At 63.8% G+C, this 24,796-nt stretch carries 17 protein-coding genes; 9 read left to right on the top strand and 8 right to left on the bottom strand.

Features of this window, described 5'->3' with window-relative positions:
• Nucleotides 1-193 precede the first annotated feature (193 nt).
• From CKO40_RS09425 to CKO40_RS09445, 5 genes are read left to right on the top strand one after another with little or no spacing between them, the layout of a single operon-like run.
• Nucleotides 194-1,507: an N-6 DNA methylase gene (locus tag CKO40_RS09425; protein ID WP_200345957.1), complete on the top strand. Its 1,314-nt coding sequence runs from the start codon at nucleotides 194-196 to the stop codon at nucleotides 1,505-1,507.
• A complete protein-coding gene (locus tag CKO40_RS09430) occupies nucleotides 1,497-2,996 on the top strand; it encodes a restriction endonuclease subunit S domain-containing protein (protein ID WP_200345958.1) in 1,500 nt (499 codons plus the stop codon). Before CKO40_RS09425 ends, CKO40_RS09430 begins: the two co-directional genes overlap by 11 nt.
• Entirely contained in the window at nucleotides 2,993-8,260 is a 5,268-nt protein-coding gene (locus tag CKO40_RS09435) for an ATP-binding protein (protein WP_200345959.1), read from the top strand. Before CKO40_RS09430 ends, CKO40_RS09435 begins: the two co-directional genes overlap by 4 nt.
• A 25-nt stretch (nucleotides 8,261-8,285) precedes the next feature.
• Nucleotides 8,286-9,254 (top strand): ATP-binding protein, encoded by a 969-nt coding sequence (locus CKO40_RS09440; protein ID WP_200345960.1) that lies wholly within the window; start codon nucleotides 8,286-8,288, stop codon nucleotides 9,252-9,254.
• Between the two features lie 42 nt (nucleotides 9,255-9,296).
• A complete protein-coding gene (locus tag CKO40_RS09445; protein WP_200345961.1) occupies nucleotides 9,297-9,620 on the top strand; it encodes an STAS-like domain-containing protein in 324 nt (107 codons plus the stop codon).
• A gap of 308 nt (nucleotides 9,621-9,928) precedes the next feature.
• Here the strand turns inward: CKO40_RS09445 and CKO40_RS09450 are convergent, their stop codons facing one another.
• A complete protein-coding gene (locus CKO40_RS09450; protein ID WP_200345962.1) occupies nucleotides 9,929-10,105 on the bottom strand; it encodes a hypothetical protein in 177 nt (58 codons plus the stop codon).
• Nucleotides 10,106-10,324: 219 nt separating this feature from the next.
• On the bottom strand, nucleotides 10,325-10,906 hold the full coding sequence (sodB, locus tag CKO40_RS09455) for a superoxide dismutase [Fe] (protein WP_200345963.1): 582 nt from the start codon (nucleotides 10,904-10,906) through the stop codon (nucleotides 10,325-10,327).
• Nucleotides 10,907-11,417: 511 nt separating this feature from the next.
• Here sodB and CKO40_RS09460 point away from each other — a divergent pair.
• Nucleotides 11,418-13,217, top strand: coding sequence for an N-acetylglutaminylglutamine amidotransferase (locus CKO40_RS09460; RefSeq protein WP_200345964.1), 1,800 nt, complete (start codon nucleotides 11,418-11,420; stop codon nucleotides 13,215-13,217).
• 58 nt (nucleotides 13,218-13,275) lie between these two features.
• Complete coding sequence (gene grxD / locus CKO40_RS09465; protein WP_200345965.1) at nucleotides 13,276-13,623, top strand: Grx4 family monothiol glutaredoxin; 348 nt, start codon at nucleotides 13,276-13,278, stop codon at nucleotides 13,621-13,623.
• Nucleotides 13,624-13,732: 109 nt separating this feature from the next.
• Here the strand turns inward: grxD and rnt are convergent, their stop codons facing one another.
• The gene (gene rnt, locus CKO40_RS09470) at nucleotides 13,733-14,416 is read right to left on the bottom strand and encodes a ribonuclease T (protein WP_200345966.1); all 684 of its coding nucleotides are present in this window, start codon (nucleotides 14,414-14,416) and stop codon (nucleotides 13,733-13,735) included.
• A gap of 184 nt (nucleotides 14,417-14,600) precedes the next feature.
• Here rnt and CKO40_RS09475 point away from each other — a divergent pair, with 184 nt between their 5' ends.
• Complete coding sequence (locus CKO40_RS09475) at nucleotides 14,601-15,350, top strand: MlaA family lipoprotein (protein ID WP_200346025.1); 750 nt, start codon at nucleotides 14,601-14,603, stop codon at nucleotides 15,348-15,350.
• 300 nt (nucleotides 15,351-15,650) lie between these two features.
• A complete protein-coding gene (locus CKO40_RS09480) occupies nucleotides 15,651-18,719 on the top strand; it encodes an error-prone DNA polymerase (protein ID WP_338074158.1) in 3,069 nt (1,022 codons plus the stop codon).
• A gap of 802 nt (nucleotides 18,720-19,521) precedes the next feature.
• On the opposite strand, the gene coaE is transcribed toward CKO40_RS09480, so the two are convergent.
• Genes coaE through CKO40_RS09510 form a run of 5 tightly spaced genes read right to left on the bottom strand, consistent with a single transcriptional unit; the run spans nucleotide 19,522 to nucleotide 24,780 of the window.
• Nucleotides 19,522-20,121: a dephospho-CoA kinase gene (gene coaE, locus CKO40_RS09485; RefSeq protein WP_338074159.1), complete on the bottom strand. Its 600-nt coding sequence runs from the start codon at nucleotides 20,119-20,121 to the stop codon at nucleotides 19,522-19,524.
• A 43-nt stretch (nucleotides 20,122-20,164) separates the two neighbouring features.
• Nucleotides 20,165-21,112, bottom strand: coding sequence for a prepilin peptidase (locus tag CKO40_RS09490; protein WP_200345968.1), 948 nt, complete (start codon nucleotides 21,110-21,112; stop codon nucleotides 20,165-20,167).
• 13 nt (nucleotides 21,113-21,125) lie between these two features.
• A complete protein-coding gene (locus CKO40_RS09495; protein WP_200345969.1) occupies nucleotides 21,126-22,364 on the bottom strand; it encodes a type II secretion system F family protein in 1,239 nt (412 codons plus the stop codon).
• A 5-nt stretch (nucleotides 22,365-22,369) separates the two neighbouring features.
• Nucleotides 22,370-24,082: a type IV-A pilus assembly ATPase PilB gene (gene pilB, locus CKO40_RS09500; protein WP_200345970.1), complete on the bottom strand. Its 1,713-nt coding sequence runs from the start codon at nucleotides 24,080-24,082 to the stop codon at nucleotides 22,370-22,372.
• A 32-nt stretch (nucleotides 24,083-24,114) separates the two neighbouring features.
• On the bottom strand, nucleotides 24,115-24,780 hold the full coding sequence (locus tag CKO40_RS09510) for a GspE/PulE/PilB domain-containing protein (protein WP_242476942.1): 666 nt from the start codon (nucleotides 24,778-24,780) through the stop codon (nucleotides 24,115-24,117).
• Nucleotides 24,781-24,796: the final 16 nt, after the last annotated feature.

A 24,796-nucleotide genomic window follows, 5' to 3' on the forward strand; every position in this document is an offset into this window, starting at 1 on the left:
CGCGCAGCAGTCCCGCGACGCTGAGGTGCTGGCGTGAGAACGGACCACTCATCAATACCTGCCTCGCAGCTTGAGAAGGTCGTGGCAGTATACTGATTCGGCTTCAAAAGTTTACGAAAGATTTTTTTCGGCTCAAAGCCAACTTATTGTTTCTAAAGCAGATATTTTTGCGGCGGGAATTGCTGACGAGCAGGTGCGCAACCGCTACCCGGAGCTGTTCCGGCAACAGGCCGAGGAGATCGACCTGGAGCCGCGCATCGTCACCTACCTGGTCTCCCAGCTCAGCCACTACGACTTCCTGGGCTCATCCGTCGATGTCAAAGGGGAAGCCTACGAGGCCATCGTCGGCAAGAATCTGCAAGGCACCCGCGGCGAGTTCTTCACCCCGCGCAACGCGGTCAAGATGGCCGTGAAGATGCTGGACCCGAAGCCCGGCATGAAGTGCATCGACCCCGCTTGCGGCACCGGCGGGTTCATCGTGGTCATGCTGGGCTACATCGGCGAGCAGATTCGCCGCGCCATCGCCGCCGAAGGTCTGACCGGCACCGAGGCCGAGCGCGCATTCCGCCACCGCATGCGCCTGGTATCGCAGGACATCTACGGGCTCGACATCAACCCGAACCTGGTGCGCGTCGCCCGGATGAACATGGTCATGAACAACGATGGCCAGGGCGGCGTGACGCACCTGAACGGCCTGGAGCCGGACCCACGGCGGTGGAACCTGCCTGACGGGGAGCTGAAGCGCTACCAGGCGGACGGCTCCGAGATGACGTACAAGATCCGCGACTTCTTCACCGAGGCCCTGGAAGAAGGGAGCTTCGACATCGTCGCCACCAACCCGCCCTTCGGCACCAAGATCAAGATCGACGACGAAGACCTGTTGACCGAGTACACCGGGCTCGGCTTCCGCTGGGCCTACGACGAAGACCGCGGCTTCTGGTCCCAGTCCAGCAAGCTGCAAAAGAAGATCGCACCGGAGATCCTGTTCATCGAGCGCGTGGTGCGGCTGCTCAAGCCCGGCACCGGTCGCGCCTGCATCGTCCTGCCCAACGGCATCCTCGGCAACCCGGATGATGAGTACATCCGCCAGTGGCTGCTCAAGGAGTGCCAGATCCTGGCCCTGGTGGCCATGCCCGTGGAGCTGTTCCTGCCCAAGGTCGGCATCCAGACGCACCTGATCTTCCTGCGCCGCAAGAGCACCGACGAGATGAACCGTGAGGCCCGCACCCGCAAGCCCGCGGACTACGACATCTTCATGGCCATCGCCAAGAAGGTCGGCAAGGACCGCCGCGACAACCCCCTCTACAAGCGCGACCCGGACGGCACCGAGCTGACCCAGTTCCGCGACTTCGAAGGCCGCGACCTGCATGAGGAATCGAAGGCCGCGACGGTCTATGACTTCCTGCCCGAGGTGGACGAGTACGGCCGGATGCGCGACGACGACCTGCCCTTCATCGCGGCGGAGTATCACAAGTTTTTGGCGGAGCGCGGCGGTCATGTCGAGTGAGCCGGCCCTTGGGCGTGCCTTTGCTGGCTTGGGCGGGCTCTGCAAGGCGGAGGTCTGGCCGCTGGGGGTCGGGAAGGTGCGGGAGCGGCCGAGCCGGATGGAGGCGATCTACTACGGCTCCGACGGCTATCAGGCGCTGGAGGCGCTGCGCAACTCTCATCTCGAAACCTGTCGACTCGGGGAGCTTACGGCAGTGGTCTGGCCCGGCGTCTTCGCCCGCAGATTCGTTCCGGACCCGGAGCGCGGAGTACCATTTCTGTCCACCTCGGCGATGATGGAGGCGAAGCCGAAGGCGAAACAATTCCTGTCCATTAAGAACACCCGGAATCTCAGTGCCTATCTGGTGCGGGAAGGCACCATCCTAGTCTCGCGATCCGGCACTGTCGGCAATGTTGCTCTTGTGACCAAAGACCTAGCGGGTCACGCAGTGAGCGAGGATGCCCTACGCGTGCACGTCCGTGACCCCGTGGATCTCGGGGCTGTCTATTGCTATCTCCAAAGCGCACTGGGCCAGTTCCTCCTCAAGCGCAGCCAGACCGGCTCCGTGGTACGGCATCTGTACGAGGCCGATGTCGCCAACCTGCCGATCCCCAAGCTGCCGCTGGAGCTGCGCCGCGACCTGACCGAGCGCATCCGCAAGGTCAGCGCGCTGCGGGTCGAGGCCAATCGGTTGCTGGATGAGGCCGAGCGGATGGTGCAGGAGCAGCTTGGTCTGCCGCCGACCGATACATTTATGAAGAATGCCTCGTCGCATGAACCTGCGACCTTCGCCGTCGGCGCCATGGACAGGGTCATCAAGAAAACCGAGTACGGTCAAGTCCGCCTAGACGCAACCGTTCATGAACCGTCGGTCAACGCTTTGCGAAAGTTCTTGCTAGCTGAGGGAGGGATGCGGCTCGGTGATCTACTGTCTGATGTGCGCAACTCGAATCTGCGCAAGCGACTTTACGTGGATGATCCCGAGAATGGCGTACCGCTGATGGGCGGCAAGCAAATAACGCGTATCAGGCCCAGTGATCTGAAGTACCTTTCTTCGCTGCACACACGGGGGTTGAAGAACGAGCGGGTGAGCGAAGGCTGGACCTTGGTCACCTGTGGCGGCACCGTCGGTAGAACCTTGCTGGTGCATCGAAACTACAACAACTGGGTCATGTCGCAGCACGTCATGCGACTGATACCCAATCAGGCCAAAGTGCATCCGGGCTTCATTACCGGTTTTCTGTCTTCTGCATACGGTCAGGCGCAGCTTGACCAGATGAGCTACGGCTCTGTGCAGAAGGAGCTTCGAGACCTGCATTTTCGAGACGTGATCGTTGGATTACCAACGGACAGAGGATTTTCCATTCACGAGACGGTCGTGGCCGCGTTCGATAGGCGCGCCGATGCCCTCTCTATCGAGAACGATGCCTTCGCCGCGTTCATTTCCACTTTGGAAGAAGGCTCGACAGAATCGATGCGGTCGGTAAAGACCGGGGGTAACAGCGCATGAGCAACGCAAGCCAAACTGCGCTCTTCAAACTCCCCGACTCCGCCCTCGACGCCGAATACGTCGCCGCCCTCGCCGACCCGCTGAAAGCATTCCTGCTCAAGAAGGGCGCCGGTCACTGTCAGCGCATGGACTATCTGCCGCGGCGGGTGATGTCAGGCCTGGCCGAGCGACTGCACGCGGACGCGGACCTGACGACGCCGGGCATCGCAGTGCGGATGGTCACGGACCAGCCGACCAGCGACCCCTGGATGGTCAGCGGCAGCGGTGCCGTGAAGCTGCGCGAGGACGCCACCTACGGCCGGATCAAGGTCTTCTGCGCGCTGTTCCCGGCCGGCATCCGTCTGGCGGAGGAGGACTCGCTCAACATCGCCACCTTCAAGACCGACGACGCCGAGAGCTTCGATGCCGAGCGCATCCTGTCGCAGCATCTGAACGGCAAGGTCAGCAATCTGCCGCCGGACGAGCGCGCGACCCTGAACAAGGTGCTCTTCGATCCCGAGATCCGCGGCCGCTCGGTCCGTCAGCGGCTGCGCTATGTGCTGTCGGTGCTCGGGCAGGCCGAGGCGAGCGCGCGCCCTGTGGATTGGGAGATCGCCGGCGCTTACCTGTATGAGCTGGGGCTGATCCCGGACCTGGAGCTGTCGGACAGCGTGCTGGCCCAGAAGCTGGCGCGCAACGCCCGGTGCATGGCGCTGCTCACCGACCCGGAGCGCAGCCTCGGCCAGAACGTGGCGCGGCTTGTGCAGGACGCCGAGCTGGACGACGATCAGCGCCGCAAGGAACTGCTGGTGTACCTGGCCGACAAGCCGATCTTGAAGCCCGAGCATTGGCTGCCACCCATCTGCCACAACCCGACGGTGCGCCGTCGGCTCTCCTTCGACAATTGGACCTTCACCCAGCCGGTCACTGGGTTGCGCGTGGCGCTGAAGCCGCTGAAGGACCCGAAGAAGGGCAAGGTCGCGGCGGGCCTCAAAGACAAAGGCGGCGAGCTGACCAGCGACGGCAAGCGCGCCGTCACCATCGGCTGGACCGTATCACCGGCCAACCACGAGGACCTCGGGCGCTTCGCCGTCACCGTGGTGCGCAAGTCGCAGGACGAGGGCGACGTGGATGTGATCCCAACCCAGAGTGTCTCCGCCAAGCGCAAGTCGTTCAAGGTACCCATCGACCAGCACAATCTCGGCGACGACGAGCAGTGCGTTGCCGTCATCCGCATCCAGGCGTTGACCAAGAAGGGGCTGCCCTTCGAAGACGCGTCGGACGAGACCGAGGCGTTCTGGATCGAGGTCGGCGACGAGATCGATGACACGCCCGCGGAGCGCAGCACGCGCATCCGCCACCTGGACGAGATCGGCTTTCTGGCCATGGTCAGATCCGGCAAGCGCTATGACGTGCGCAGCGCCGCGTGGGACCTGAAGCGGGAGCATGTCTACTCCGTGCGGCTCACCAACAACAGCCGCGGCGACCTGGTGCTGACCCCCCTGCTGTTGGAGCTGGAGCGGCGCATCCTGGCGGAGCCCGGCAGCCTCGGCATGCTGGAGGCCGACTTGACCAATCGGCGCAAGGGGGAGGCATCCGACTTTACTGCCCATGCGCCGTCGCCGGCGGTGACCCGCGATGCGAACGCCTTCTTCAAGGCGCGGGAGACCTTGTTCACCGCGGTTCGAGACCTGTCCGATGGGCGCGGGGTCATCGAGATCGCGGACTTGCACGATCTGCGTCAGGAGGTGCTTGGGTACGTCGATGCCTACCTGGCCCTGCTGCGGCTGCTGTTGGATCGCATCCGCCACGCGGGGTCACCGAGCGCCGTGAATACGGCCCTGGCGGACCATGCCGATGTGCTCCGCATCGACAACGTCCATCTGCGGCTCGGCCCCCAGGACAGCCCCATCGAGGTGGTGCTGCTGGCACCGACCCATCCGCTGCGGGTGCTGTGGCTGTTCCAGTACCAGACGCTGCTGCGGGAGTGGATGCGGCAGATGGAGGGGATGGACCCCAAGCAGATCGGCGTGCTGATGGACGAGGATGTGCTGGAGAAGCTGACCTCGCTGAATCTACCGAATGCGCTGGCCTGGCGCCAGGATCGCGCCTTCGTCAACACCGATAACCTGGGTCTGTTCTGGGGCATCTATCCGGATGGTGAGCTGGCCGACCTGCGCACGGCCGTGAACGCGGCCTTGCAGGCCGTTGGTGCCCGCTCCAGCGGCGGCGAGGTGTCCACGGTGACGCCGCGCCAGATCGCGGACAAGATGCTGCGCTACCTGGCCCACCATCCGTACGTGCAGACCCTCAAGGTCAACGTCATCAACCCGGGGGACGGGCGGCTGCTGCTGGAGGCGATCAAGCTGGTCCTGAACAACGAGCTGTACGCGGACCTGGACTTCGACATCAAGTTCTTCTCGCCGGAGGACACGCCGCACCCATTGGTGGGCTCCGCCTTCGACGACCTGATGACGCAGAAGACACGGGAAGACTGGATCTCCGGGCAGACCCTGTCCGATGTGGAAGAGCGGCTGCTGAGCCCGAACGAGAACCCGCTGTTCCCGAAGCTGATCTATGGCAAGTACCGGACCGCTGATCTGCGCCAGGAGGAGAGCAAACGCTTCGAGGCTCACCTGACACTGGTCATCGACTTCTTCAGCACGACGCTTGCCAGTCGCTCCTATCACGGGAGCAACGGTAGCTCGTCGCTGTACAACCTGCTGGCTGAGTATCTGACCGACTACACCTCGGGCAAGACTACGGCGACCTGGTCCCGGATGATCGTGCCGAACCGCTGCCCGGACCTGACCAGCGACGGCAACACGCAACGGCTGTTCGACACGCAGGTCGGCCTGTCGCACGCGGCGGCATCCTTGTTCGACTGGGGCGACGCCGGTCAGCACTACCTGGCGGTGCAGCTTGAGCTGACCGAAGACAAGGGCAAGTACCACCTGACGATGCTGGAGCGGGTGCACCAGGCGTCCGACTGGGTCTTCACCATCGACCGCAACTTCGGCATCGAGTATTTCGACGACCCGATCAAGGGGCCGGGCAAGGTCGGCGGCGGTTACCTGATCGACTACACCCCGGAGTTCCTGGACGGGGTCGCGCACCGGCTCATCATTTCCACCTTTCACCAGCAGGAGATCGAGAGCATCCTGCGCAACGGCTTCCTGGAGATGCTGGGCATCGACCCGGACCAGGAAGGCGAGACCATCGACAGCGCCAAGGTCGCAGAGGTGCTGACGCTGCTGAAGTCCGTCTCCGGGCGGCTGGCGCTGAAGCTCATCAACAACCCCACCCAAGCCCAGGAGGTGATCGGGCTGGCGCTGACGCGGCTTGCGCTGGAGCGCGACGGCAGGCTCCGGGGCGCCGTGCTGATCCCGGTCGACAGCCACATGGAGCTGTTCCACCTGAGCCAGAAGGAGCTGGTCAACGCGGACCTGACGCTGAAGCGCACGGACCTGATGCTGGCACGGCTCTCCGAGCGTGCACTGCATCTGGATCTGATCGAGGTGAAGAACCGCAAGGCGGGGTCGCCCGCCCAGTTGCTCGAGCTGCACGAGGCAATCCGCGAGAAGAATCACAACACCGAGCAGCATTTCCGCCGCAACTTCCTCGGCGGCGAGGAGCCCAGGCTGGATGCGGCCATCAAGCACAAGGAGCTGGCGAACATTCTGCGCTTCTACTTCGAGCGAGCCGTTCGCTACGGACTCTTCGCCGATGGCGCGCCGACGGCGGACGATCACGCGGCGTTTCAGCGCGCGCTGGAGTCGGTGGAGGCCGGTGTTGCCGAGGTGAGCTTCGGGCATGAGGGGTTCATCTTCAACGGCAGCTCGTACGCAACCGTTGAGGACAAGGTTGTTCACGAGAACCGCATCCAGACCTTCGGGCGTGCCGGTATCGCCGAGCTGCTGGGGATCGGGACCGATGACGGTGGCGAGGATGGAAGCACGCCGCCGGCCGACGATGGTTCGGCTCCGCATGGCGGCGAAGACGGCGCAACTCAGCAGCGGGGCAAACCAGGCTCTGAGGGCGCTAGGCCACGCGTTTCAGGCGCAACACCGGACGGTGCTCAGTCGGACGGTACTCAGTCGGGCGGGGACCCCGGCGCCCCCGGGACGGGAGGACAGGAAGAACAGCCAGCGGAGCAAGCCAAGCCATCCGATGAGCCGGTACGGGTGTTGCTCGGCAATGATCGCGTCACGCAGGCCGCCGTGCACTGGGACCCGCACACCTCTGTGCCAACGCGGCTGCTGAACCAGCACCTGCTGATCGTCGGCAAGAGCGGCTCAGGCAAGAGCGAAACGACCAAGAGTCTGCTGTACGAGCTGGACCGCCGAGGCGTGCCCTCGATCATCTTCGACTTCCAGGGGGAGTACGCTTCGGGCGAGTTCGCCGAGGCCGTCCAGCCCCAGGTGTTCGATGTCATGGAGGGTCTGCCGATCAACCCCTTCGAGGTCCCCGTAGACCCCCGCACCGGAGAGCGCCGCCGCCCGGTGGAGATGGTGTTCCGCCTCGCGGATACCCTGAATGCGGTCTTCGCCGGCTCCGGCGACATCCAGCTCGGCAAGCTGCGGGAGGCGATCCAGGAGTGTTACGAACAGGCCGGGTTCGACATGAAGACCCCAGCGCCTGCCGACAAGGAGCCGCCGACGCTGGAGATGCTGGAGGCGGTGCTGGACCAATGGTCCGAGAAGGGCGGACAGATCAAGAACCTTCAGGTCCGGCTGCAACCGCTCTTCATGAGCGGCATCTTCGACCAGGGCAAGGCGGGGTTCAGCTTCGACGACTTGTTCAAGCGCACCACCGTTATCCTGCTGACGGCCGGCATCAAGGACCTGATGCTGGCGGCCTCGCGCTTCCTGCTGGAGAAGCTCTACGGCGCGATGATGATGCAGGGCATGTCCAAGTCCCTGCGGCTGATGGTCTGCGTTGACGAGGCCCATAAGCTCTGCAACGACCCCAAGATTACGGACCTAGCCAAGGAAGCCCGCAAGTACGGGCTCGGGCTGATCCTGTCCTCGCAGGAGACGCGGGACTTCCACCCGTCGATCTTCGCCAACGCCGGCACCCAGATCGTGCTCGCGCTGGAGGACTCCGACGCCAGCATCATGGCCAAGGTCTACGCCCAGGAGAAGAAGGACCAAGGCATGCTGAAGAGCCTGATCATCGGACAACCCAGCGGCGTCGGACTGATTCGGTCGACGCATTTCGTGCCTTACTCGCAGGTCGAGATACTTTCGTTCTTTGAGCGCATCCAGCAGGCTGAGAAAGTCTAGGTACCGTCCTTTGCCAGTATCACCGTTGCGACTGCCGAAGTTCCTGACCGCCAGAAGCCCAGTGGAGACCCTGGCTACCTACCGGCGTTTGGCAGAGGCCGAGGGGGACATCGTCGAGTTGGATGTTCGCGGAACCGAGTTCGTCGATCCTTTCGGCATGACCTTGCTGGGGGAGGGCCTTCTTCAACTTACGGATTTCGAACAGAGTGTCCGTGTCATTGGACTGGATCAGCAGACCGGCGCCTATCTGCACCGGATGGATGTTTTTGATCACGTTGAACTGGTGGACAGTCCTCTGCCACCAGGGCGGCGCCGTGACCGCCGTGATGCGCTTTCGGAGCTGAAGCGGATCGATGGCGAGGAGGAGGCTGAAGCAGTCGCGAGTAGTCTCGCGGAGGCGCTTATCGGCACTCGAGCCCAAGGCCGGCCGCCGAAGCAAGACTCGATGCACGCAGACGAGCACGAGCACCAGATGGGTATCATCCAGTATGTTCTGTCGGAGCTGCTGAGCAACGCCCTGAGTCATGCACAGAGGCACGGGTTTCGGAGCAGAGCACGAGTTTGGACTGCCGCGCAGTATTACCCGTCCAGTGACAAGGTCAGATTAGCTGTTGCGGACACGGGCTGCGGCTTGCTCGCTACATTGAGGGGACACCCGCTGCTCGAAGCAGAGACCCATTTTGCCGCGATCTCCGCGGCGCTTCAGCCGAGAGTCAGCTGTAATCGAAATCTGGGCGTGCGAGCTGACACCGTCAACCAGGGCATCGGCCTGACAACCGTGCACCGGATCATCGATCGCAGCAGTGGAGACATGCTGGTGGTGACGGGGGACGCCTATCAGCGCCAGCGAGGTGGTGGGATGCTGCGGGATAATGCGGCGTGGCAAGGTGTCGCGACCGCGGTCGAGATGCGGCGTGAGGCCTTGCGCAGTCTTCGGGTTCCAGAACTGTTGCCGCTGGGCGATGCGGTGCCGCCGGAACTTCGGTTCGAGTAGCGAGTCTTGCTTTTTGGTTATGAATCGGCAGAGACTGACGAAATGAACCCGACCCCAGAACGCCAGCTCGTCCCGCTCCAGCATGCAGCCGAACGCCATTTCTTCGGCATGCGGCACGCCGCTGTGCCGGAGCGGGAACGCATCGAGGGCTTCCTGTCGGAGGGTTTCGAGGTAGTGATCGACTTCGCTGGAGCCGCAGTCACGCAGTCCTTCGTCGATGAGCTAGTCGGCCGTCTGATACTGGAGCAAGGGCCGGGCGTGCTCCAGCGCCTCGTCTTCAAAAACTGCACTGACGATACGCGCGCGATCCTGCGCTTCGTCGCCGCCGATCGTTTGGACCAGTACCTCAAGAACAACACGCATTGAGGAACGGCGTTTGAGGGTTTCGTTAACCTCGTTTGCCCAAACTCACGCTCCGATCCTCGCCAACTCTAAGCGCTTGTCCGTCCATAACTTGAACACTACTTGCCGGCCGATCAGGTCATTTTGCCCGCTAGCGAGACATGCCTATTCAGTGTATTCGCCGGACAGCCCCTAAAGGTGGGCTGACTCACCACCTTTACGGCAGGAGAGTACACGCGTACGCAGTCCAAGGAAGCGATCCTGTCGACGGTGGGCAGCAAGGTTGAGCTGCCGGGTGCCGGTTCCCGAGTCGACCGTTAGCCGAATGACTGTCAAGACCTACTGTCTCCGTCTCCTCGATCCGTCTCGGGTGTCTTCTCGTCGGCCTGTTGCCCGGCCTCGCGCTCATCCTTGAGTCGCTGTAGGTTGTTCCGCTGACGGAAGTAGAAATAGCCGACGACGCCGACGATCAGCGCCAGCTCGAGTACCTTCAGAGAGCCTGTGTCCACCTTGGATCGCCTCTTTGGTTTGGTCAGTTAACGGAACACCCCGGACGCCACGCCAGGATGGCGTTTCGGCCGGGGCTCTCTGGTCTCGTGATCGTCGCTCGCGCTAGCTCAGCCAAAGGCTTCGCCCGCAGCGACGCCTGAGGAGGCTACGCTCAGGTCAGGCTCCTAGCCCTGCGGTGCTGATTGCACCGTTGAGGCGGGCCATCGCCGATGCTGGCCTCAGCCTGCGTAGTTGCTGGCGACGAAATCCCAGTTGATCTTGTCCCAGAGGGCTTCCAGGTACTTCGGGCGAGCGTTGCGGTAGTCGATGTAGTAGGCGTGCTCCCAGACGTCGACGGTCAGCAGCGCGGTCTTGCCCTCGGTCATCGGGGTGCCGGCGTTCGATGTGTTCATGATCTCGACGCTCCCGTCACTGTTCTTGACCAGCCAGGTCCAGCCGGAGCCGAAGTTGGTCGCGGCCGACTGGCTGAACTGTGTCTTGAACTCGTCGAAGCTGCCGAACTTGGCGTTGATCGCGTCAGCGAGCGCACCGGTCGGCTCACCGCCGCCGTTTGGGCTCAAGCAATTCCAGTAGAAGCTGTGGTTCCAGACCTGCGCCGCATTGTTGAAGATACCGCCGGAGGCCGACTTGATGATGTCCTCGAGCGACTTGCTCTCGAACTCGGTGCCGGGGATCAGGTTGTTGAGGTTGTTGACGTAGGTCTGATGGTGCTTGCCGTAGTGGTATTCGAGCGTCTCCGCGGAGATGACGGGCTCCAGCGCATTCTTCTCATAAGGTAGGGGTGGAAGTTCATGTGCCATTGCTGACTCTCCTGGCTTGTGGCTTGGACGTTGACTTATCGAACGACTGCGACGAAAACGTATGCACGCGTCAGGGGATATCAAGCGTTACCTGGATGGGTGATGGCCTGCTGACCATTGTGCGATCGGCTGGCTCGGGAAGAGCTGAGAATGCGTGCTACCGGCAAGGCGCGGTCTCGGGCGCCCTCCGTCAATGGTCTCGGCGCCCCCTACAAGGTTCATGCGGATGATGACGGACCGCCTTCGAGCGCGATGCCGACGCCACCGGTCACCCCTCCAAGGTGCGTGGTGATGCTGACGACGCATCGCCACCCGGGACGATAGGCCGCGACTGTTCCAGAGTGTCGTGCCAGCCCGGGCGAAGAGACCGTCATCTTGGGATCGCTTTGCACGCGATCGCGCCGCATGTGAGATGCTGATGTCTGGCTTAGAGCGAGACTGGCATGAGGCCGGCCCGAGAACGGTCTGAGACTGGCCTCGGTCTGGAGATCATGACGGGGGAGACTGACCGATGTGTGGCATCTGCGGAGAGTTGGGCATCAACGGTGCGGCTGCAGACCTGGGGGCGGTGGCACGGATGATGGAGCGGCTGCAGCCGCGCGGTCCCGATCATGGCGGCAGCTACAGCGATGGTGCGCTCGCCTTTGGGCATCGTCGACTGTCGATCATCGACCTCTCTGCGCGCTCGAATCAGCCGATGGTCGATCAGGGTCTGGGGCTCGCACTGGTCTTCAACGGCACGATCTATAACCATCCCGAGCTGCGCCGGGAGCTGCGCGATCTGGGCTACAGCTTCTTCTCGGACGGCGACACCGAGGTCATCTTGAAGGCTTGGCATGCCTGGGGCGAGGATTGTGTCGCGCGCCTGCATGGGATGTTCGCATTCGCGGTCTGGGACACCAACAAGCGCCAGCTCTTCCTGGCGCGGGATCGCTTCGGGATCAAACCGCTGTACTGGAGCGAGTCTGGCGGCCGCATCCGCTTCGCCTCGACAACCCAAGCGTTGATCGCGGCCGGCGGCATCAGCTCTGAGATCGATCCGGTCGCGTTGCACAACCTGTTTACATTACATGCCGTGGTGCCCGCGCCGCGCACCATCCTGAGCGCGATCCGCAAGCTGCCGCCGGCGCATTGGCTGCGCATCGATGCCGACGGCACCAAGACCGAAGGGCGTTACTGGCAGCTCGATGCGACCCGCGAGCCGATCGGGTCGGGTGAGCCGCGCTCCGAGGCCGACTGGGTCGCGGCCATCCATGATGCCCTCGAGACCGCGGTGCGCAAGCGCCGTGAGATCGCCGATGTGCCGGTCGGGGTGCTGCTCTCGGGCGGGCTCGACTCGAGCCTGCTGGTCGCGTTGCTGGCCGAGCATGGCGTCTCGGATCTGCACACCTTCTCGGTCGGCTTCGAGGACACGCCGGAGGAGGCTGGCAGCGAGTTCGAATACTCGGATCAGGTCGTCGCGCACTTTGGGACCCATCATCATCGCTTCAGGGTGCCGAACGAGGAGGTCCTGCGCCGCCTGCCCGAGGCCGTCGACGCGATGACCGAGCCGATGTTCGGCCAGGACGCGGTCGCCTTCTATCTGCTCGCCGAGCAGGTCTCGCGCGAGATCAAGGTGGTGCAGTCCGGGCAGGGCGCCGACGAGGTCTTCGGTGGTTACTTCTGGTATCCGCGCATCGCGGCGGACCAGGAAGGCGGTCCGGTCGATCGGCTGCGCCGGCACTATTTCGACCGCGACCACGACGAGTACTTGAGGATGGTGTCGGGACCTTTCGCTGGGCCCGACCACACGGAGGCGTTGATCGCCGAGCGGCTCGCCGAGCCCGGTGCCGACGAGGTGATCGACGCGGTGCTGCGCCTCGATGTGACCACCCTGATCGTTGATGACCCAGTCAAGCGCGTCGACAACATGACGATGGCCTGGGGGCTGGAGGCGCGCGTGCCCTTTCTCGACCATCAACTCGTCGAGCTCGCGGCCAAATGCCCGCCGGCGCTCCGGCTACGCGACGGGGGAAAGTATCCGCTGAAGGCGATCGCGCGCGGCCGCTTGCCGGACGCGGTGATCGACCGGCCCAAGGGCTACTTTCCGATGCCGGCGCTCAAGTACGTGCGCGGACCCTTCCTAGAGCTCATGCGCGATATCCTGTCCTCACAGGCCTGTCGCGAGCGCGGCCTCTATCGGCGCGATTACATCGACACGCTGCTCGCCGCGCCGGATCAGCACCACACTCGGATTCAGGGCAGTAAGCTCTGGCATGTCGCATTGCTCGAATATTGGCTGCAGCGGCAGGTTGATGGCGCCTTGATATGACGCATTGCTATCCCGACCTTCGCCTGACCAAACACCCAGGTTCAAACGAGGTAATGCGATGGACGTTCTCGAACGCATCGACCAGCAGGTCAAGGGTCATCCGATCGTGATCTATATGAAGGGCACGCCGCAGATGCCGCAGTGCGGCTTCTCGATGCGGGCGGCTCAGGCGCTCGGCGACACAGGGGTGTCGTTCGCCTATGTCAATGTCCTGCAGGACCCGGAGATCTTCGAGAGCCTGCCGCGCTATGCTGACTGGCCGACCTTCCCGCAGATCTACGTCGATGGCGAATTGGTTGGCGGCTGCGACATCACGCTCGAATTGGCCGCGAGTGGTGAGCTCAAGACGATGATGGAGTCGGCCGCGGCCAAGCACGAGGCCGGCACGAGCGAGAGTGCGGGGTAACCCGGCCGCTTGTTCCTTGCCCATTCCGGCTCCGGCGCTGCGTTGCATCGGCGACCTCGCCGGAGCATCAACGCAAGCGAGCATCCGCGGATGTGAGCCTGCGCAAGGCTCAGCCGGTTCGCTCGGCAGAACCTGTTCGATCAGCCGAGCGGTCTGCGCCCGCCCGCAACGTTGCTGACCGCCAGTCGTTGACGATCGTGCAAAACAGTTGCGCCGTCTGCTCCGCATCATAGATCGCGGAGTGCGCAGCGCTGTTATCCCACCCGAGCCCAGCAGCTTGCACGGCCTTGGCTAGCACGGTCTGGCCGTAGGCGAGGCCGGCGAGCGACACCGTATCGAACACGCTGAAGGCATGGAACGGATTGCGCTTATAGTCATTGCGCTCGACCGCTGCCTTGATGAAGCCGAGGTCGAAATGGGCGTTGTGACCCACCAGGATCGCGCGATTGCATCCCTGTGAAGAGACCGCCTTACGGATTGGATCGAGGATCTTGCGCAAGGCCTGCTGCTCGGTCATCGCGTCCCGAAACGGGTGGTCGGGATCGATCTTATTGAACGCCAGTGCGCTTTGATCGAGCTCTGAGCCGAGGAACGGCAAGACATGGCAAGCATGTGTCGGGCCTGGCATCAGCCAGCCGTCGGGGTCCATCCGAATGACAATGGCGGCGATCTCGAGTAAGGCATGGCGCTGGGGGTCGAAGCCGGCGGTCTCGACATCGACGACGACGGGCAGGAAACCGCGGAAGCGTGCGGCGATGCCCTGAGGCGCGGAGGCTTGGTCGCGAGGTTGCATCGGGGCAGCATAAGAGCCTTGTGAGCAAAAGCCAAACGACGACACCCGAGACGAACGTTCTATGCCCGCAGCGGCGTCGGAACGGTGATGCCGCGCTCTGTGCCGCGATGGCCGTCGATGCCTGTGCTACCATCCGATCCCATAGAGACGGTAGCGCATGACAGATGATGTGGGGGTCCGGCGTATGCGAAAGGCGCTCGTACGCATCCTTCCCTTTTGGGTCGGTGCGGCGTTGGTGGTTAGCGGGTGCAGCTCGATCCCTGAGGCACAACGCGATCCACGCGACCCCTGGCAGTTGTACAACCGGGCGATGTTCAAGTTCAACACGGACTTTGACAATGCCTTCATGAAGCCCGCCGCGCAGGGTTATCAGTTCATCACGCCGGAGCCGATCGACCGCGGTATCACCAACTTTTTCAATAACATCGCTGATATCACCTCAGCGGTCAATAACGCGCTCCAATTCAAGCTCTCACGCGCTGGTAGCGACGTCGGACGTGTGGTGGTGAATACCACTGTCGGGGTTGTCGGCTTCTTCGACGTGGCCACGAATATGGGGATTCCGACCTATAAGGAGGACTTCGGGCAGACCCTCGGCTACTGGGGGGTGGGCGCCGGTCCGTTCCTGATGTTACCGATTCTCGGGCCGAGCTCGGTACGCGACACCGTCGGTCTTGCCGGGGACATCGTGGTCGACCCGCTCTTCAACCTGAACGAAGACGAGATCTACTGGGGCCTCGTCGTCCTGCGTACCATCGATAGGCGCGCTGATCTGCTTGCCGCTGGCGATCTGATGGACGAAGCCGCGCTCGACCGCTATGCGTTCGTCCGAGACGCCTTTCTGCAGCGTCGTCGAAACCTGGTCCACGACGGGGCCCCGCCGGCCGACGAAGAGTACGATCTGTTCTGGGATGAAGAAGCGATCGACCAGTAGCGTCTGGTGCTGTCCGTTTGACTGAGCTCATTTGCTGAGCGCCTGTGCTGAGCGCCTGTGCTGAGCTGGTTACGGACTTCTCCCTGGTCCTCCAGCTTAGGCCTGCTCTACTTTCTTCATCATCGCGGCCGCCGGCTTGATCCGGTGTGCCGGCGAGCATTCGTATAGCCATTCCGCCTGATCGCCGGACAGACAGCGCCGGAGCAGTCAGCACCGATGGGCTCAGCCTGTCCAGAAACCAGGGCGGGTGACTATGAGCCGGGTATACTGTCTTTATTGACAGTTACCCGGGATTGGCAGGTGGCTGCTTACGCAGAGCTCAACTGTTGGTCAAATTTCACCTTCCTGTCCGCCGCCTCGCATCCGGAAGAGCTGGTCCGGACCGCGGCTCGGCTCGGCTATCGCGCGCTCGCGTTGACCGATGAATGCTCGCTGGCCGGGGTCGTGCGTGCCCATGCCGAGGCAAATGCGCTCGGGTTCAAGCTGCTGATCGGTACCGAGGTCGCAGTCGAGGCGGGTCCGCGTTTGATCCTGCTTGCGGCCGATGCGTCGGGTTACGGGAATCTCTCGGCACTCATCTCCGTCGCACGCCGGCGTGCCCCCAAAGGGTCCTATCGCCTGCTCGCGACCGATCTGGATGATGGCCTTGCCGGCTGTCTTGCGATCTGGATCGCCGATGCCGAGGCGGCCCCTTCCGAGGGGGAATGGCTTTGCGAACGGTTTGCGGGCCGATGCTGGATCGGGGTCGCGCTGCACCGTGCCGGCGATGATCAAGGGCGGTTGCGGGGACTGCAACGGCTCGGGGGTGTGCTGGGACTGCCGCTCGTCGCGATGGGTGCGGTTCGCATGCATGCGGCAGAGCGGGCGCCGCTGCTCGACCTGGTGCGTGCGATCCGCGTCGGTGTCGATGTCGCGCGGGGTGCGGCGCACAGGCAGAACCGGGAGCAGCATCTACGGACTCTTGAGCAGTTAGGTCGTTTCTATCCCGAGCCGCTGCTTGCCGAGACCTTGGCTGTCGCCGAGCGTTGTCAGTTCAGCCTCGATCAGCTGCGCTACGAGTACCCCGAGGAGCTGGTGCCGGCCGGCGAGACGCCGGACGGCTATCTTCGGCGCATGACCTTCGCCGGTGCCGGCCGACGCTGGCCCGATGGGATGCCGAGGGTCGTTCACGATCAGGCCGAGCACGAGCTGCGACTGATCGCGGAGCTCGGCTACGCCCCCTACTTCCTCACGGTGCTGGACATCGTCTGCTTTGCCCGCGGCCGAGGCATCCTGTGCCAAGGTCGGGGCTCAGCGGCCAACTCGGTCGTCTGTTATTGCCTCGGCATCACTGAGGTCGACCCGGCGCGCATTGCGATGCTGTTCGAGCGCTTCATCTCGCGCGAGCGCGGCGAGCCGCCCGATATCGATGTCGACTTCGAGCATCATCGACGCGAGGAGGTGATCCAGTATCTCTACAACAAGTACGGCCGCGAGCGTGCCGCACTCGCGGCGACCGTGATCAGCTATCGGCCCAAGAGCGCGCTGCGCGATGTCGGCAAGGCGCTCGGCTTCTCGCTCGATCAGGTCGACCGTCTGGCCCGCAACATCAACTGGTGGGATGGCCAGCGGGTCGCGCCGGAGCGCTTGCGCGAGGTCGGCCTCGATCCCGCGCATCCGCGCGTGAGCATGCTGTTGCAGCTGGTGCATCAGCTGATCGGCTTCCCACGCCATCTCTCACAGCATGTCGGCGGCTTCGTGATCTCGAACGGGCCGCTGAACCGGTTGGTGCCGATCGAGAACGCGGCCATGGACGGGCGCAGCGTGATCCAATGGGACAAGGACGATCTCGATGCGCTCGGTTTGTTGAAGGTCGATTGCCTCGCGCTCGGCATGCTGAGCGCAATCCGGCGTGCGTTGGGCCTGATCAACGGCTTTCGCGGCACGGCGCTCGCGCTCGGGTCGATCCCTGCCGAGGACCCGGCCGTGTATCGGATGATCCAGCGTGCCGAGACCACCGGGGTCTTCCAGATCGAGTCGCGCGCCCAGATGGCGATGCTGCCGCGCCTGAAACCGGCCTGTTTCTACGATCTGGTGATCGAGGTCGCGATCGTGCGACCGGGCCCGATCCAGGGCGACATGGTCCATCCCTATCTGCGGCGACGTCAGGGCCTGGAGCCGGTCAGCTATCCATCGGCCGAGGTCGAGCAGGTGCTTGGGCGCACGCTCGGGGTGCCGATCTTCCAGGAGCAGGTGATCCAGGTCGCGACGGTCGCGGCCGGCTTCGATCCCGGCGAGGCCGATCAGGTGCGCCGCTCGATGGCGGCCTGGCGCCGCCGCGGCGGGCTGGAGCCGATCCGCGATCGGCTCATCGACGGCATGATCGGCCGCGGTTATACGCGCGCCTTCGCCGAGCAGCTCTATCATCAGATCCTCGGTTTCGGCGAGTACGGCTTCCCTGAGTCGCACGCGGCGAGCTTTGCGCTGCTGGTCTATTGCTCGGCCTGGCTGAAGCACCATGAGCCTGCGGCCTTCTTTGCCGCGTTGATCAATAGTCAGCCGATGGGCTTCTATGCGCCCGCCCAATTGATCCGTGAGGCGCGCCGGCAGCAGGTCGAGGTCCGTGCGGTCGATGTCAGCGCCAGCGACTGGGATTGCACACTCGAGCGCACGCAAGATGGCGTTCCGGCGCTGCGTCTGGGCTTGCGGCTGGTCAAAGGGCTCTCGCGCGCCGGCGCCCGGCGTCTGATTGCGGCGCGGCATGAACGTCGCTGGCAGTCGTTGGCCGATCTGCGCCATCGCAGTGGGCTCGACCGGCGGGACATGAAGGCCCTGGCGGCGGCTGATGCGCTGAGCGGCATCGCCGGTCACCGCCACCAGGCCGCCTGGCAGGCGGCGTCGCGGGCGGAAGCGCTACCGCTGCTGCCCGCCGACGAGCAGGCAGCCGCACTGCCGCTGTTGGCTCCACCGCAGGAAGGCGAGGCGATCGTCGCCGACTATGCCAGCCTGGGCTTGAGCCTGCGCCGACACCCGTTGGCGCTGTTGCGGCCCGAGCTCGATCGGCTGCAACTGCTGACGGCGCAGGCCGTGGAACAGGTCACGCCAGGCGTTCGGGTGCGCACGGCCGGGCTGGCGATCACCCGCCAGCGCCCGGCATCGGCCAATGACGTGACCTTCGTGACGCTCGAGGATGAGACCGGCCAGCTGAATCTGGTGATCTGGAAGCGGATTGCGGTGCGTCGACGCGCGGCGCTGCTGAATGCCCGCCTGCTCGGTGCAGTCGGCGAGGTGCAGCGCGAAGGCGGGGTCACGCACCTCGTGGTCAGCGAGCTGGTCGACTATTCGGCGATGCTCGGTGGGCTGGTGATCCGGGTTCGGGACTTCCATTGAACGTGCGGCCACTAGACGGGCGCTTCCTGCGCTCAAGACCGCCTCCGCGCTCGACGAGTGAGCGTGCGCCAAGTCCTTATGGCGCCGGCTGGAGATCCGGTCAGAGACGCCGATCTGGCCCATACTGGGCAATCGCGCTGCACCTCATTCTGATCGCGATTCTGATCGCGCCGATGATCGGGCGGAACGCATCTGATGCCTCAACTGGAGCTCGAGCTGGAGCTCGAGGATTTCTTGCTACCCTTGCTCCGGCAATACCCACTGACTTTGACACCATCCTTGCGGGTATAACTATCGACCCAGGTACAACTGTTTTGACGTTCACAAGCGGCTTTTTCCATGCCTTTGCATTCGGCGGCGAAGACCGCTGACTGGGAGGCGAGTAGGAGGCCTCCCGCAATCGCGAGCGCAGTAACAAAACGGCTTGATCCAGCGAGCATTTTGGTCACGTCGTATTCCCCCGTATCCAAGGTTTCGAGCCATTGGCAGACGTTGCTTCTGCATCAGGTTTTGGCGGCGGCCATTCACCGCCGATCCGAGCTAACCATACTGTATGCATGGATGCAACTCGGTGAGCAGAAATCAATGTTCTATTCTGATGGTTTGTAATGCAGGCGTGGCGTTACGCGGCGGCGTGCCGAGCCGTTACGGCGCCTCGTTTCGGGGACGCGTTTGGCGGCTCCAGCATTCCAGCGAATCCAAGGGTTGCGTCCCCAATGAAGCGTTCAACCGTCGTTTCTTGCGCTTCGAGGCGCGCTTGATCCAAGCGGTACTTCGATTCGCCGGCCTGGTGAGGCCGAGCCTAATCGGCAGCGAGACGCAGATAGAACCTGTGCAGCGTTGCGACCGCTTCATCCAGTGTCTCTCGGTCACCGCTGTTATCGATCACGTCGTCCGCCGCGGCCAAGCGCTGGCGGCGACTGACTTGGACGGCGATGATGCGCTTGATCTCGGCCGGGTCGAGACCGCTGCGCTGGGCGACGCGGCGGATCTGCTCGGACTCCGGTAGATCAACGACAAGGATGCGGTCTGCTAAGTCCGTTTGTGCGGTCTCGAGCAATAGTGGAATCACGAGCATTGCGTACTGGCTGGACGCCTGCTCGCTCTCGGCGAGCATCCGCTCGCGGATCATCGGGTGGAGGATCTGCTCCAGTCGCTGCCGCGCCGCTGGGTCGGCGAAGATCCGGGTGCGCAGCGCGTTTCGGTCCAGGTGGCCGTCTGCATCGAAGACTTCTGGGCCAAAGCCTTCCTGGATCGCTGGCAGTGCGGCTCCCGCTGGGGCGGTCAGGGCGTGGGAGATCGCATCCGCATCGCTGATCCAGACCCCATGCTCGGCGAAGCATTCGGCGACCGTGCTCTTGCCGCTGCCGATACCGCCGGTGAGCGCGACCCGGAAGCTCACGATCTTTTCTGCCCAATGCGGCGGGCGTTCAATCCAGGCGCGCTCATGCGAGCCCGGCCCACTGGAGATAGGACTGGGTGATCGCGTTGCCCCAGAGCAGGCTGATCCAGCCGGCGATCGCGAGAAAAGGGCCGTACGGGATCGGCTGCCCGGCCTGTTGACGCCCGCTTGCGATGAGCCCGATGCCGACGATCGCGCCGGCCAGCGATGACAGCAGGATGATCTGCGCTAGTGCCTGCCAGCCGAGCCAGGCGCCGAACAGGGCCAGGAGCTTGAAATCGCCGTGGCCCATGCCCTCCTTTCCGGTCGCGATCCGAAACGCGTGGAACACCAGCCAGAGCAGCAGATACCCGGCGGCAGCGCCGGCGATGGCTGCGGCCGGCTCCGTGAAGGTGCCGCCGAGGCTGAGCAGCAGGCCCAGCCAGAGCAGCGGGAGCGTCAGGCTGTCCGGCAGCAGCTGGGTGTCCAGATCGATCACTGCCAATGCGATCAGGCCCCAGGTGAGGATCAGCGCAGCGAGGGCGGCGAAGGTCGGGCCGAGCTGCCAGACGACCGCGACCGAGAGCAGGGCAGTGAGCAGCTCGATCAACGGATAGCGGAGCGCGATCGGCCGTTTGCAGGCACGGCAGCGACCGCGCAGCAGCAGCCAGCTCAGCACCGGGATATTGTCCCAGGGCTTGATCGCCGCGCCGCAGGCCCAGCAATGCGAGCCGGGGCGTGCGAGTCCGAGCAGCGGCTTGTCTCGCTCCTTCGTTTTGGCGGGAGGCGTTTCGGCGGGAGGTGTTTCAGCGGGAGGCGTTGCAGCGGGTGCCGTGGATGCGGTTGCGAGCAGCTCCGAGCACTCCTCGCGCCATTGCTGCTCCATGATCCGCGGCAGCCGCAGGATCAGCACGTTCAAGAAGCTCCCGACCACCAGGCCGATCAGGGCGGCGCTAGTGTAGAGCAGGATCGGGAACTGCTCGAGCAGGCTGACGAGGTCATTCTGCATCATCACGCGCGCTCGCCTAGACGACGGCCGCCAGCTTGAAGATCGGCAGGTACATCGCGACGACGAGGCTGCCGACGAGGCCGCCGATGACCACCATGATCAGGGGCTCCAGCAGGCTGCTGAGCGAATCGACTGCGTTATCGACCTGTTCCTCGTAGAAATCGGCGACCTTGCCGAGCATCGCGTCGAGCGAGCCGGATTCCTCGCCGATCGCGGTCATCTGGATCACCATGTGCGGGAACAGCCCGCGTTGGCGCATCGAGAGCTGCAGGCTTTGGCCGGTCGCGACCTCTTCGCGCATGTTGCTGACGGCATTGGCATAGACCGCGTTACCCGTTGCCCCCGAGACCGAATCGAGGGCGTCGACCAACGGGACGCCGGCGGCGAACATGGTCGAGAGGGTGCGCGAGAAGCGCGCGATGGCGGCCTTGTGCAGGATCGCGCCGATCACCGGTATCCGCAGCGCGAGCCGGTCGAGCCCGTCGCGAAACCTCCTCGAGCGCTTGTAGACGGCGATGAAACCGTAGATCGCGACACCCAGGCCGAGCGCCATCGCCCACCAGAATTGGCGCATGAAGTCCGAGATCGCGATCACCAGCAGCGTGAACGCCGGCAGGTCGGCGCCGAAGCTGGAAAACAGTTCTTTGAACTGCGGGATCACGAACAGCATGATGATGATGGTGACCAGGATCGCGACGATGATGACCGCTGCCGGGTAGAACATCGCCTTCTTGATCTTGCCCTTGATCGATTCGGTCTTCTCCTTGTAGGTCGCGATCTTGTCCAGCAGGGTATCCAGCACACCGGCCTGCTCGCCGGCAGCGACCAGATTGCAGACGAGGTCATCGAAATAGAGCGGATACTTGCGCAATGCGGCGGCCATGGCGGTGCCGCTCTCGATGTCGCCCTTGATTGCGAGGAGCAGCTCCTGCATCGACGGATTGTCATGGCCGCGCCCGACGATGTCGAACGCCTGCACCAGTGGAACGCCGGCAGCCATCATGGTGGCGAGCTGTCTGGTGAAGATGCTGATGTCGCCGGCGGTGATCTTCTTCTTGCCGCTGCCAAAGAGCGGCTGCGGCTTCTTGCGAACCTTGGTCGGGCTCACGCCCTGCCGACGGAGATCGGCCTTAGCGAGCGCGGGACTTGCGGCGCGCAGATCGCCCTTCACCCGGGCGCCACGGCGGTCGACGCCCTCCCAGATAAAGACGGCCGACTTGTCCGGCTTTTTCTTCTGTAGCGTCGTCGCGACCATGGTGATCAGTCTCGTGTGACGCGGTTGAGCTCGACCAGGCTGGTGATGCCCTGCTTGACCTTCTGCAGACCGGATTGCCGCAAGTCGGGGAAGCCCTCTCGTCGGGCCTGCTCGGCCAGATCGAGCGCGTTGCCACCCTCCATGATGGTTCGTCCCATCCCCTCGGAGACCTCAACGACCTCGAAGATGCCGATCCGGCCCTTGTAGCCTTCGGTGCAGCGCTCGCAGCCGACCGCCTTGTAGAGGTTAAGCCCGTCGTCGATCTCGTGTTCGCTGAAGCCTTCTTCGAGCAGCGTCTGCCGCGGCAGCTCATCGACCGCTCGGCAATGAACACAGAGGCGGCGCGCGAGCCGCTGCGCCATGATCACCAGGACCGATGAGGCGATGTTGAACGGCGGCACCCCCATGTTCGCGAGCCGGGTCAGCGATTGTGGCGCGTCATTAGTGTGCAAGGTGGATAGGACCAGATGGCCTGTCTGGGCAGCCTTGACGGCGATCTCAGCGGTCTCGAGGTCACGGATCTCACCGACCATCAGGATGTCCGGGTCCTGACGCAGGAAGGCGCGCAGCGCCGCGGCAAAGGTCAGCCCGGTCTTCATGTTCATGTTGACCTGGTTGATCCCGGCCACCTGTATTTCTACCGGATCTTCGACGGTCGAGATGTTGACGCCGGTCTCGTTGAGTAGATTCAGTGCCGAGTACAGCGTCACGGTCTTGCCGGACCCGGTTGGACCCGTGACCAGGATCATCCCATAGGGCCGCTTGATCGCGCGCAGGAAGATCGCCTGCTGCCCAGGGTCCATACCCAGTTTGTCGACGCCGACGCTGGCCCCGGCCGAGTCGAGGATACGGAGCACGACCTTCTCGCCATAGAGCGTTGGCAGCGTATTGACGCGAAAGTCGACGTCTTGGGAATAACCGAGCTTGAGCCGAATGCGGCCGTCCTGCGGGATACGCCGCTCAGCGATATTCATCCGCGACATCACCTTGAGGCGGGCGATCAGCCGGGAGGCAATGGTCAGCGGCGGGTTGGCGACCTCCTGCAGCACGCCGTCCTGACGAAAACGGATGCGGAAATAACGCTCGTAGGGCTCGAAGTGGATGTCGGACGCGGCGGCGTTGATCGCGTCGATCAGGATCTTGTTGACATAGCGGACCACCGGCGCGTCGTCCACCTTGGGGTCCACTTCGTCCGCCGAACCGGCATCCGGATCACCTTCTGCAACCTCTCCGAGCTCGGCATCGGCCAGCTCCGAGAGGCTAGAGTCCTGCGCCTGCAACGTCTTGTTGATCGCGGTCGCGAGCTTGTCGTCCTCGACCAGCACGGCGCTGACGCTGAGGTCGGTGTTGAACCGGATCTCATCGAGGGCGCGGTCATTGGTCGGGTCCGAGACCGCGACGAACAGCCGATTGCCGCGCCGGAACAACGGCAGCGCGCGGTGCTTCCGGACCAGGCGTGCATCGATCAGGTCCATCGGCACATTGAGCAGCTCGACCGCGGTCAGATCGAGCAGCGGGACGCCGAACGCCTCCGAGGCCGCCAGCGCAATGCTGTGGCTGTCGAGCACCTTCTGCTCGACCAGGTATTGGACGAAGGGCTGTCTGCGTCCAGCGGCCTCGGTCTGGGCGGTCTGAGCGCGCGTCTCCGAGAGCAGCCCATCCTGTACCAGGCGTCGAGCTAGCCCAGCCGGGTTGATCTGTGCGGCTTCGCTGCCCATCGCTCGCGGCGCTGCCCAGCCAGCGTCAGAGGTCAGCGATTGATATTGAACGCCAGCCTGACATTGTTGGCGACCAAGCCATTGTCTTTCTGATCGCTTTCGTCCAGATAGAATTCGAGGATGGTCTCGCGGTTCATCAGCATCTCTTCGGTCACCTCCTCGGCAACCTCGTTGGCATGACAGAAGACGCTGACGTATTCTGCAACCTCTCCGAGCTCGGCATCGGCCAGCTCCGAGAGGCTAGAGTCCTGCGCTTGCAACGTCTTGTTGATCGCGGTCGCGAGCTTGTCGTCCTCGACCAGTACGGCGCTGACGCTGAGGTCGGTGTTGAACCGGATCTCATCGAGGGCGCGGTCATTGGTCGGGTCCGAAACCGCGACAAACAGCCGATTGCCGCGCCGGAACAGGGGCAGCGCGCGGTGCTTCTGGACCAGGCGTGCATCGATCAGGTCCATCGGCACATTGAGCAGCTCGACCGCGGCCAGATCGAGCAGCGGGACGCCGAACGCCTCCGAGGCCGCCAGCGCGATGCTGTGGCTGTCGAGCACCTTCTGCTCGACCAGGTATTGGACGAAGGGCTGTCTGCGTCCAGCGGCCTCGGTCTGGGCGGTCTGAGCGCGCGTCTCCGAGAGCAGCCCATCCTGTACCAGGCGTCGAGCTAGCCCAGCCGGGTTGATCTGTGCGGCTTCGCTGCCCATCGCTCGCGGCGCTGCC

It is taken from the genome of Halochromatium glycolicum, from assembly GCF_016584085.1.
Classification (GTDB): Bacteria; Pseudomonadota; Gammaproteobacteria; order Chromatiales; family Chromatiaceae; genus Lamprobacter; species Lamprobacter glycolicus.